We start from the raw sequence: 12,917 nt of genomic DNA on the forward strand, positions 1-12,917 counted from the left end.
AAACCGAAGATTAATCACCTTACTAAAATGATTAATCTTTTTATAAAAACTTAAGGAATCCAAAATTAAAACCCACACATTTTGATCAAACTTTTTTCAAAATGTGTGGGTTTCCTCTATTTATAAATCAATATTTGTAGCAATACTTTGATCAAGCTATAATTCAAACCAACATAACCAGTCTTTTTATCTCATTCGTTGACGAACAAATACGAATCCACCTAAAGCTACCAACAACATTCCTACAATATATGAAATCATCTCCATTGATGTTCCACCTGTGTTAGGAAGCCACACTGATGTCTTAGTATTTTCTTTAGTAGGTGGAACTTTTGAATCTGTGCTCGGGTCTTTTGGATCTACGCTCGGATCTTTTGGATCTACGCTCGGATCTTTTGGATCTACGCTCGGATCTTTTGGATCTTCCTTGATTTTTATATTCGTAATATCATAACCTTTTACTTCGGATTTATATCCATCCACTGGTTGTTCTTTTACTTCATACTTATATACCTTACCTTCGGCATCATATGCCTCTAAGTCTTTGAATCCATATTTCCAACCTGTTGCTTCACTTACTTCTTGCGTCGCAACTACTTGGCCATTTTGTAGTAGGTCGACCTTAATCATTGCCGGACGATCTTTCGCATTGTCGTCCTTCCATGTCTTCGTTCCTTCTACCGTTGTTTGGCCTACTTTTATATTCGTAATATCATAACCTTTTACTTCGGATTTATATCCATCCACTGGTTGTTCTTTTACTTCATACTTATATACCTTACCTTCGGCATCATATGCCTCTAAGTCTTTGAATCCATATTTCCAACCTGTTACTTCACTTACTTCTTGCGTCGCAACTACTTGGCCATTTTGTAGTAGGTCGACCTTGATCATTGCTGGACGATTTTTCGCATTGTCGTCCTTCCATGTCTTCGTTCCTTCTACTGTTGTTTTACCAACCTTTGTATTTGTAATGTCATAACCTTTTACTTCGGATTTATATCCATCCACCGGTTGTTCTTTTACTTCATACTTATATACCTTACCTTCGGCATCATATGCCGCTAAATCTGTAAACGCATATTTCCAACCCGTTGCTTCACTTACTTCTTGCGTCGCAACTACTTGGCCATTTTGTAGTAGGTCGACCTTGATCATTGCCGGACGATCTTTCGCATTGTCGTCCTTCCATGTCTTCGTTCCTTCTACTGTTGTTTTACCAACCTTTGTATTTGTAATGTCATAACCTTTTACTTCGGATTTATATCCATCCACTGGTTGTTCTTTTACTTCATACTTATATACCTTACCTTCGGCATCATATGCCGCTAAGTCTTTGAATCCATATTTCCATCCTGTTGCTTCACTTACTTCTTGCGTCGCAACTACTTGGCCATTTTGTAGTAGGTCGACCTTGATCATTGCCGGACGATCTTTCGCATTGTCGTCCTTCCATGTCTTCGTTCCTTCTACTGTTGTTTTACCAACCTTTGTATTTGTAATGTCATAACCTTTTACTTCGGATTTATATCCATCCACTGGTTGTTCTTTTACTTCATACTTATATACCTTACCTTCGGCATCATATGCCGCTAAGTCTTTGAATCCATATTTCCATCCTGTTGCTTCACTTACTTCTTGCGTCGCAACTACTTGGCCATTTTGTAGTAGGTCGACCTTGATCATTGCCGGGCGATCCTTTGCATTGTCGTCCTTCCATGTCTTCGTTCCTTCTACTGTTGTTTTACCAACCTTTGTATTTGTAATGTCATAACCTTTTACTTCGGATTTATATCCATCCACTGGTTGTTCTTTTACTTCATACTTATACGCATTGCCTTCGGCATCGTATGCTTGAAGTTTTTCAAATGTATACTTCCAGTTTGTTGCCGCTGTTACTTCTTTTGTGTCTACTACTTTACCGTCTTGTAGTAAGTCTACTTTGATTGTTGCCGGACGATTTGTTGCGTTTCCGTCCTTCCACGTTTTTGTTCCTTCTACTGTTGTTTGACCTACTTTTGTATTTGTAATGTCATAACCTTTTACTTCAGATTTATATCCATCCACTGGTTGTTCTTTTACTTCATACTTGTACGCATTGCCTTCGGCATCGTATGCCGCTAAGTCTTTGAATCCATATTTCCAACCTGTTGCTTCACTTACTTCTTGCGTCGCAACTACTTGGCCATTTTGTAGTAAGTCTACTTTGATCGTTGTCGGACGATTTGTTGCGTTTCCGTCCTTCCACGTTTTTGTTCCTTCTACTGTTGTTTGCGCTACTTTTGTATTCGTAATGTCATAACCTTTTACTTCAGATTTATATCCATCCACCGGTTGTTCTTTTACTTCATACTTGTATGCATTGCCTTCGGCATCATATGCCGCTAAGTCTTTGAATCCATATTTCCAGCCTGTTGCTTCACTTGCTTCTTGCGTCGCAACTACTTGGCCATTTTGTAGTAAGTCTACTTTGATCGTTGTCGGACGATTTGTTGCGTTTCCGTCCTTCCACGTTTTTGTTCCTTCTACTGTTGTTTGCGCTACTTTCGTATTTGTAATGTCATAACCTTTTACTTCAGATTTATATCCATCCACCGGTTGTTCTTTTACTTCATACTTGTACGCATTGCCTTCGGCATCATATGCCGCTAAGTCTTTGAATCCATATTTCCAGCCTGTTGCTTCACTTACTTCTTGCGTCGCAACTACTTGGCCATTTTGTAGTAAGTCTACTTTGATCGTTGTCGGACGATTTGTTGCGTTTCCGTCCTTCCACGTTTTTGTTCCTTCTACTGTTGTTTGCGCTACTTTTGTATTCGTAATGTCATAACCTTTTACTTCAGATTTATATCCATCCACCGGTTGTTCTTTTACTTCATACTTGTATGCATTGCCTTCGGCATCATATGCCGCTAAGTCTTTGAATCCATATTTCCAGCCTGTTGCTTCACTTGCTTCTTGCGTCGCAACTACTTGGCCATTTTGTAGTAAGTCTACTTTGATCGTTGTCGGACGATTTGTTGCGTTTCCGTCCTTCCACGTTTTTGTTCCTTCTACTGTTGTTTGCGCTACTTTTGTATTCGTAATGTCATAACCTTTTACTTCAGATTTATATCCATCCACCGGTTGTTCTTTTACTTCATACTTGTATGCATTGCCTTCGGCATCATATGCCGCTAAGTCTTTGAATCCATATTTCCAGCCTGTTGCTTCACTTGCTTCTTGCGTCGCAACTACTTGGCCATTTTGTAGTAAGTCTACTTTGATCGTTGTCGGACGATTTGTTGCGTTTCCGTCCTTCCACGTTTTTGTTCCTTCTACTGTTGTTTGCGCTACTTTTGTATTCGTAATGTCATAACCTTTTACTTCAGATTTATATCCATCCACCGGTTGTTCTTTTACTTCATACTTGTATGCATTGCCTTCGGCATCATATGCCGCTAAGTCTTTGAATCCATATTTCCAGCCTGTTGCTTCACTTGCTTCTTGCGTCGCAACTACTTGGCCATTTTGTAGTAAGTCTACTTTGATCGTTGTCGGACGATTTGTTGCGTTTCCGTCCTTCCACGTTTTTGTTCCTTCTACTGTTGTTTGCGCTACTTTCGTATTTGTAATGTCATAACCTTTTACTTCAGATTTATATCCATCCACCGGTTGTTCTTTTACTTCATACTTGTACGCATTGCCTTCGGCATCATATGCCGCTAAGTCTTTGAATCCATATTTCCAGCCTGTTGCTTCACTTGCTTCTTGCGTCGCAACTACTTGGCCATTTTGTAGTAAGTCTACTTTGATCGTTGTCGGACGATTTGTTGCGTTTCCGTCCTTCCACGTTTTTGTTCCTTCTACTGTTGTTTGCGCTACTTTTGTATTCGTAATGTCATAACCTTTTACTTCAGATTTATATCCATCTACCGATTGTTCTTTCACTGTATAGATGTAAGCTACACCGTTTGTATCGTATGCTTGGAGTTTTTCAAATGTATACTTCCAGTTTGTTGCCGCTGTTACTTCTTTTGTGTCTACTACTTTACCGTTTTGTAGTAAATCTACTTTAACTGAGCTTGGGCGATCTGTTGCGTTGTTATCGTTCCAAGTCTTTGTTCCTTCTACTTTCGTTTCGCCTACTTTTGTATTCGTAATGTCATAACCGCTTACGCTAGATTGATATCCCACTACTAGTTGTTCTTTCACTTCATACTGATAAGCTATTCCATTCGCATCGTATGCTTCTAAATCTGCAAATATATATTTCCAACCCATTACTGCTAGTACGTCTTGTGTTTTGATCACGTTTCCGTTTTGTAGTAAGTCTACTTTGATCATTGTCGGACGATTTATTGCGTTTCCGTCTTTCCACGTCTTCGTTCCTTCTACTGTTGTTTGCGCTACTTTTGTATTTGTAATATCATAACCTTTTACTTCAGATTTATATCCATCCACCGGTTGTTCTTTTACTTCATACTTGTACGCATTGCCTTCGGCATCGTATGCCGCTAAGTCTTTGAATCCATATTTCCATCCTGTTGCTTCGCTTACTTCTTGCGTCGCAACTACTTGGCCATTTTGTAGTAAGTCTACTTTGATTGTTGTCGGACGATTTGTTGCGTTTCCGTCCTTCCACGTTTTTGTTCCTTCTACTGTTGTTTGCGCTACTTTTGTATTTGTAATGTCATAACCGTGAACTTCGGATTTATATCCATCTACTGGTTGTTCTTTTACTTCATACTTGTATGCATTGCCTTCGGCATCATATGCCGCTAAGTCTTTGAATCCATATTTCCAACCTGTTGCTTCACTTACTTCTTGCGTCGCAACTACTTGACCATTTTGTAGTAAGTCTACTTTGATTGTTGTCGGACGATTTGTTGCATTTCCGTCCTTCCACGTTTTTGTTCCTTCTACTGTTGTTTGCGCTACTTTTGTATTTGTAATGTCATAACCTTTTACTTCAGATTTATATCCATCCACCGGTTGCTCTTTTACTGTATATGTATAAGCAACACCGCTCGCATCATATGATTCTAAATTTGTAAATGTATATTTCCAACCATTTGCCGCTGTTACGTCCTGTGTTCCGATTACATTGCCATTTTGTAGTAAGTCTACTTTGATCGTTGCCGGACGGTCTGTTGCATTTCCGTCTTTCCACGTCTTCGTTCCTTCTACTGTCATTTTCGCTACTTTTGTATTTGTAATATTGTAGCCATTTACTTCCGATTTGTATCCCGCTACCGGTTTTTCTTTTACTGTATACGTATAAGCAACACCATTTGCATCATATTGTGCTAGGTCTGCAAATGTATAATTCCAACTGCTTGCTGCTGTTACGTCTTGTGTTTGAATTACGTTTTCATTTTGCAATAAGTCTACTTGGATTGAGCTTGGACGATCTGTTGCATTGTTGTCATTCCAAGTTTTCGTTCCTGAAACTGATGTTTTTGCATCTTTTGTATTCGTAATGTTGTAGCCATTTACTTCCGATTTGTATCCCGCTACCGGTTGCTCTTTTACTGTATACGTATAAGCATTACCATCATTATCATATGCAGGTAAATCTGCAAACGTATAGTTCCAGTTATTCGCTGCTGTTACTTCTTGTGTTTTAATTGAATTTCCATTTTGCAGTAACTCTACTTGGATTGAACTTGGACGATCTGTTGCATTGTTATCATTCCAAGTCTTCGTTCCTGAAATCGATGTCGTTTTCACCTTATTCGGAACCATCAGCTTTACGCCTTTTGCAGCATTCGCATCAATTGTAAAAGGCACTTTTGCTTGTGGATCGAAATCCAAGTAGTTTGGTGCTGAAATTTCTTGTACATAGTAATTTCCTGGATCTAAATTAGGAACTTCGACCATACCTTGTGCATCCGTTGTATACGTATCGCCAATTTGCTGACCTGACTCTGTGTACAATTTAAATGACGCATTCGGTATGAACTTTGTTTCATCTCCAGCAATGTGTTTTACGATTCGTAACGTTCCTTTTGGTGGTAAATCACCTTGCGCTCCGCCACCTGCGTTTATATTTTTAACATAAGCAGTTTCTGAATGAGATACCGGTTGCTCATTTACAACTTGGTAATTAATCGTATAATCATTATAAAAATTTTCTTGGTTCATTCCACTGTCAGTTATAGCAGTTTTATATCTGAGATTGAAAGATTGACCACTTATATAATCCTTATTAATTCTAAGTTCAAAAGAGTTACCGTTAGAAGTAAAAGTTCCATAACCCTTATCCATAAATTGTTGAGGTGCTAAATTTTCATTTCCCAAAACAAAACTATCTAGTATTAATGTTTGACCCGATTGTAATGTATCAGTCAAAACAATATCAGAGCTTAGCTGTTGCTTGTTATTGTTTATAGGTATCTCCCACTTCACTTCAGTTGGAGCATCCGGGTCAATTCTACCTGTTTTATAGGCAAATGGTGCTGTACCACCTCCACCACTGGTTGGTCCCTTAATTGTTATCCTTTTCGTCTGTAGTTGTGTACCTAGATTTGTATCAACTGTTAACGTTTGATCTTGACCTACATTACTAGTTGCTTGCATTTCAAAATAAAAATATCCTCTAATATTTTGAAGTTTCTCCACCACATCGCTAAATGTACATACCACATTCGTTTTCGATACTTGACAAGTACCAAAGCTGACACCTGCATCATTCTTTAAATCAATCGTTCGACTATATCCTTGTAATTCTTGCGGTAACGTTAATGTTAGTGTGTCTCCTTGCTTCATTTTATTTCCAGACTTATCACTAAAATCAACTTTTATTCCCGTTCGTTCTCCATAACCTAGATCTGTTTTGTCAAACGTGAAGTTATCAACAAACCCGGCCGTATTTAATTCTTGTGCATTTGCTATTATAGATGTGAAATTCTGACCTATAGTAAATATGAAAATCATTATAATCGAAAAAATCGAAGTCGCTCTTTTTATCATGTCATTCTCCTATAAATTATATTTAGATGGGTTCTAATATGAATATACAATGACAATGACTTAATAGGCTGATGGCATACCGTTTCTTTCAACTGTTATAAACTAAAAAACTTGAAAATAGATTTCTATAAACTATTTCTCTACCCTCCAATAAGCTTCAATTCTTTAATCTAACATTAATTTTACTAAGTTTACTATTTACAAGTTTAATAGTTAATGATATTATTGTAACTGGTGAAATTTCGTTTTTCATCATCCCTATCAAATCTTGAAAACTTGTATCATATCTACCATCTTATGGATAGCATAAATTTCTGATTAATAATGTTTTCATTTCAATGCTATCAGTTTATTCATACTACTTCCCATTATTTTCAGATTCATAGCATAAGTATGTCCCAATTCGATAGCATCTTTTTATTGAATCACAATTTTATTTACCAGAACCTTTTGCCCCCTCCTACAGGCATTACCCCCATGCTCTCATCCTTAATATAAAACTATTTGGATACCAAAAATAGTTTCTGTAACTTTTGTAACTGATTTTGTAATTTAAAAAACCAAACATAAATTAATACCTCATTTGGGATAAACTTCTTATTTTATACTCCCTCCTACACACACTGAAATATCATCCTTAAGTGCTTGTGCTAAACCTCTACCTAAATTTTGATTCATTTAGTAAAAATCACAAACAATTTTGTTTATTCATGTACCTCTTACATATCATTTCTTAGGTTTATAATTAAGTAGTCCTATGCTTTTTAAAAGAATGAACAGTAACGTTCACTAATTTGTGTTAGCTTATGAATTTAGAATTTCAATCTACATGACTTATAAACTTCATGGTTAAATCTCGCTATACCAAACCTTCAATTAAATTCTCAGCATGACGACTAGATTCATAATTAATTGTAGTTGCTTATTTCCTTATTTGCATGTAACCAAATTTCACATTGCTAGATCGGTACATTGGGCCTCAATTCCCTTTACAAATATTCGTAATAAATGTGCACTTAAGTGATTAAGGTGTCATAAGAATAACAGAATACTCACACTCTACTTTTACCAATTAATCACATCTCAGTCACCTCGCTATCTATATCCGATATAATATATAAAATAAAACAAAGAAAGAGTAGTAAGCGTAAATATCAGTCAGACATATACTAGACTGAATTTTCAATATTTTCAGTTTAAATGAGGTTTTTTCAGCTACTCTTTCTTTGTATTATGAGTTTAGCACTAAATATAAAGTATAACAAGACAAAAAAATTCAAATTTCGCATAATTTCGACATTTTTTTTACAAAACAATACCGGTCGTTAATTAACATGGATTTCTATATATATCCATCAAATTAAGAATTTTATGACGCTCTCAAAATAAAAAATTGGACATTTTCATCTTGAGAAGTCATTTTTTTATTTTTGGGATATTTTCTTAGCTTGATGGTGATGGAAAGTGACCCCAATTAAGCTAATTCCCCCATTTCGCAGATTTGAGCAAAAACACCCCAATAATAACTTGTTTGAATTGTTTTACTTTAAAACATTTAACTTATTACGCTTCCGTTTATCTTTTCAAAAACATAACTTCGTTTCGAAAGATTTGCAACAGAACCAGAAATATATAGTATCACATCAAAAAATATAAATCTATATTGATTTTTTTTTAATAATTTATATATAATTATAATTAATATAAAATGAAAGTCAATCTCAATTAGGTGTAAGGGGGGAGTATAGACATAACCAAACCTTTAGTCGGAAAGCAAGCCCATGTTTCGAAATGAATGAAGTAATGCCAAATAAAAATGATCAGATTAATAAAATTGGAACCCAAATTAGATTACAAAATCGATTTTGGGTATTGGTAAGAAGTCATTCTATTTAATGCTAAATGAGGACACACGGAATAATAGCAAATTAGGAATTGTTATATGTTCTTGCTTCCTTTTCTTATAGTAATTGATAACTTTTGACTTTAATCTGGCTTTGTATAGAGCTTTTCTAACTTGAGAAATGATCACAGTTTCACCTTTGTTCGCAAATTAACTGTATAACTTCCGATATCCCATTTTTCTATTTAAAAGTTTAAATTACATAACAATGGAACGATGCTTCTCTAGATTCTTGATATTTTTGGTGAATTTGTAACAGAACCTTTAGTTGCACGCAACATTCTTTAAATACAATATTTTATCACCTTAGGAGGAAACAGTATGAAAGGCTTAAAGTTCCTTTATAAAACTCCCCTTATATTGACAATGAGTGCAGTCTTGATGGGATGTAACACAGCAAAACAAGAACAGTCAAACAAGGATACAGCTACACAAGAAAAATCTATGAAAAAAAATACGCAATGGTCATATGAAGGGACTACTGGTCCAGAACACTGGGGAGAATTGAAACCAGAATACAAAATGTGTTTAAATGGGCAAGAACAATCTCCGATAGATATCAAAACGGAACAAATAAAATCAACAGTTGAGGATGCTAATCATTTGCAAATTAATTATCAACCAATATCATTTTCTATTAAAAATAATGGACATAGTATTGAGGGGAAAGCAAATAGTTCTGATGATTATCTCACGCTTGGAGAAAGTCGTTACACATTAAAACAATTCCACTTTCATACACCAAGTGAACATCAATTTGAAGGAAAACATGCAGACATGGAACTACATCTGGTCCATCAAAATGATCAAGGTCAGTTAGCAGTAATAGGTATTATGATAAAAGAGGGACAAACAAATGAAGGTTTTGCAGAAATGTGGAAAAATCTCCCGAACAGCAAAAATACACAGAGTGATGTGCAGCATACCATTGATATAAAACAGCTTTTTCCTTCAGATCATTCGTCATTCCGTTACATGGGTTCTTTGACAACACCTCCTTGTACAGAAAATGTCCAGTGGATTGTGATGAAACAGACAATAGAGATGTCCAAAAAACAAATTGAAACGTTTCATAAATTATTCCCAACGAATAACCGACCAGTTCAGCCAATTAATGGAAGAGAAGTATCGTAAACATAAGGAATTGTTGGAATATAAAGCAAAGTGGTATAGCAAACAAGTGGTTTTGGTATCTAAAACATTCGCTTCTAGTCAATTATGTTCCAATTGTGAATATAAAAACAAAGGCGTAAAAAATCTAAACATCCGTGAGTGAGAGTGTCCTTCTTGTGGCACACATCACGATAGAGATCGAAATGCAGTGCTCAATCTTAGAAACGAAGCAATTCGCCTTTTAACCGTAGGAACTACGGGGATAGCCTAACCGTTAGGTTTCTGTACTTAGGAATCTCCTACTTCAAACAGTCCATAAGGATGTTAAGTGGTGAGTAGTTCAAGAATAATTTCAGTATACACAATGATATTATTTTTTGTACCAGAACGGAAAAAAGCTGCTGTCCTAATGGGACAACAGCTTTTTCATTATGCTACGTCTTCTTTTTGTTCCTTTTGTAGTGTACTATTTTTGTAACCTTAACTGAAATAGACAACAAGTCCAATTACAAGCCATATTGCAAAGCCGATCCATGTTGTTGCTGGGAGTTGTAATGCTAAGTATCCACAGAATAGAACAGCTAAAGCAGGAATCCATGGTACCAAAGGCACTTTAAAAGCGCGCGGTAGTTCTGGTTGTTTTTTACGTAAAATAATTACTCCAATTGATACAACGATGAATGCGAATAATGTACCGATATTCGTTAATTCTGCTAGTTTACTTAAAGGAACAAAACCAGCAAAGAAAGCAACCATAGTGGCAGTAATCCAACTATTGATAACAGGTGTTTTTGTTTTTTTATTTACGCGAGAAAGTACTTTTGGTAGTAAGCCATCGCGGCTAATTGCATAAAATAATCGTGTTTGTCCATATAACATAACAAGTAATACAGTTGTAATTCCAGTAATCGCTCCTAAAGAAATGAAACCAGCAACCCAATCTTGTTGAATGTATTGTAGTGCAAATGCAACAGGGTTTTTCACACCTAACTGATCGTAAGGTACAATCCCAGTTAAAACTAATGAAACAACGATATATAGAATCGTACAAATTGTTAAAGAAGCAATAATGCCGATTGGCATGTTACGCTGTGGATTTTTGACTTCTTCAGCAGCTGTTGATACAGCGTCAAATCCGATGTAAGCAAAGAATACAGTTGCAGCCCCAGTTGTTACGCCAGAGAAGCCGAACGGCATAAAGGGTGTCCAGTTTTCAGGCTTTACATAGAAAGCGCCAACGCCGATAAATAGTAAGACAACAAAAAGTTTGATAGCTACCATGATAGCGTTAAAACGCGCTGATTTTTTTGCTCCTCTTGTTAATAACAACGTCATTAGAAAGATGATACAGATTGCTGGTAAGTCTATATATGTTCCCACTTCAGGATTATATGCGCTTGTTAAAGCCGTAGGTAATGTAATCCCAAATCCACTTAATAGACCTTGTAAATACCCTGACCAACCAGATGCAACAGCTGAGGAAGCTAATCCATATTCTAAAATTAAATCCCAACCTAAAATCCAAGCGATTAATTCTCCAAATGTTGCATAGCTATAAGTATACGCACTACCGGATACCGGTACAGTTGATGAAAATTCAGAATAACATAATGCTGCAAATACACAGGCTAAACCGGATAAAATAAACGACAAAACAAGTGGGGTCCTGCGTGTTCTGCTGCGGCAACACCGGTAAGAACGAAAATCCCAGTTCCGATGATAGCGCCGACCCCGAGCATAGTAAGATCAAATGCACCAAGTTCTTTTTTTAAAGATGCTCCTTTTTGTTCTGACTGTGCTAATAATGCTGAAATAGATTTTTTTCGAAATAGATTCATATAGACACCTCACCTATAGTTGTTGTAATATTCTGAAAAATAACTTCATTTTGTCGTATAACGTCGAATCTTTGTAGTTCGTATTTTAATCCAAATAAATATTTTTGTAAATGTTTTTTCAGAAAATTCAACCTCTTGAGAGGACTTTAAGTATCTCCTTATTTCCTTTTGGTTATTTCCCATCATTCCAAAAGGTATTAAATATCCAATCTATTACCTGTCGCCCCCTATAAACCATAATAATTTTAAAATAGTAATCCCAACTGTTATAAAAACAACAAATTAAATTTTCACAAAAGAAAACAACCTGTATAAAAACAGGTTGTTTTCTTTTTATAGGGTAAAACAAAGAAAGAGTGGAAAAAAATGCACAAACTTCTACAGCACAAGAAATAAACTGACCGGAGAAAACTAAGAATTCTGACATCTTACTAGATAAGGGTTTTTGTTTTCTCTTTCTTTGTTGTTATGAGTATAGCACTATAAACGACATAAATCAACAAAAAACCTCATAATTCTTATTTTTTCGACATTTAATCATAATTCCCCCGGTTCTGGTGCAAAAAATCTCTTAAACTTGGATATACTGATACTACTCTAAAGAAGGTGTGTAATTAGTATGGAAAAGGAAAATGTATTCAAATCGAAGCATTATCAGCCTGATATTATTTTGTTAACGGTAAGAAAGAAGCGAACCCGCTCTATGCTAGGGTTCAAATGTGTTGACACAGCTACATCCATTCTTTCTGGAGTAGAAGCTATGCCTATGATTAAAAAAGAACAGATTGATTTACGGGACCAGTCTGTCCAAAACCAGAAAAAATTCATTTATCAATTGTTTGGACTTGCCGCATAAGATACGATTCCGTTAGGAATATATGTGCTGTATTCTCTTTAATTTTATTTTTGCACCAGAACCAAAAATCTTATATATTCCCCCTTAAATCAAAGTGGAAAACATAAGATTTCTTCAAATCATGAAATATACGCTTTTAAATCTCCTTTGTTAACTTTTTGTTACCTTCAGATAAGCTATCTATATGTTAAAATTAATCCGTATCCCACTAATTAATTTAGTTAGTTAGTGAAGTTCTCTCTCAAAGGGCCCC

2 protein-coding genes and 3 pseudogenes are annotated in these 12,917 nt (G+C 35.8%); 3 read left to right on the plus strand and 2 right to left on the minus strand.

All coding sequences use genetic code 11. From position 1 onward, the window contains the following. Positions 1-186: 186 nt before the first annotated feature. Complete coding sequence (locus QCI77_RS30220; protein ID WP_353826099.1) at positions 187-6,918, minus strand: Cna B-type domain-containing protein; 6,732 nt, start codon at positions 6,916-6,918, stop codon at positions 187-189. A 2,260-nt stretch (positions 6,919-9,178) separates the two neighbouring features. On the opposite strand from QCI77_RS30220, the gene QCI77_RS30225 reads away from it, so the two are divergent. After that, positions 9,179-9,991, plus strand: coding sequence for a carbonic anhydrase (locus QCI77_RS30225; protein ID WP_353826100.1), 813 nt, complete (start codon positions 9,179-9,181; stop codon positions 9,989-9,991). A gap of 10 nt (positions 9,992-10,001) precedes the next feature. Then, a pseudogene (locus QCI77_RS30230) lies at positions 10,002-10,241 on the plus strand (zinc ribbon domain-containing protein); the annotation flags it as partial. A 209-nt stretch (positions 10,242-10,450) separates the two neighbouring features. Here the strand turns inward: QCI77_RS30230 and bcaP are convergent. Then, positions 10,451-11,808, minus strand: a pseudogene (bcaP, locus tag QCI77_RS30235) (branched-chain amino acid transporter BcaP). 685 nt (positions 11,809-12,493) lie between these two features. Here bcaP and QCI77_RS30240 point away from each other — a divergent pair. Then, positions 12,494-12,664, plus strand: a pseudogene (locus tag QCI77_RS30240) (IS6 family transposase); the annotation flags it as partial. Positions 12,665-12,917 lie beyond the last annotated feature (253 nt).

The organism is Bacillus cereus group sp. MG9 (genome assembly GCF_040459995.1).
GTDB classification, from domain to species: domain Bacteria; phylum Bacillota; class Bacilli; order Bacillales; family Bacillaceae_G; genus Bacillus_A; species Bacillus_A mycoides.

Bases quoted from the DNA above. Each gene is read 5' to 3' on its own strand.
- QCI77_RS30220 (WP_353826099.1), bottom strand. From the start codon at position 6,918: ATGATTTTCATATTTACTATAGGTCAGAATTTCACATCTATAATAGCA.
- QCI77_RS30225 (WP_353826100.1), top strand. From the start codon at position 9,179: ATGAAAGGCTTAAAGTTCCTTTATAAAACTCCCCTTATATTGACAATG.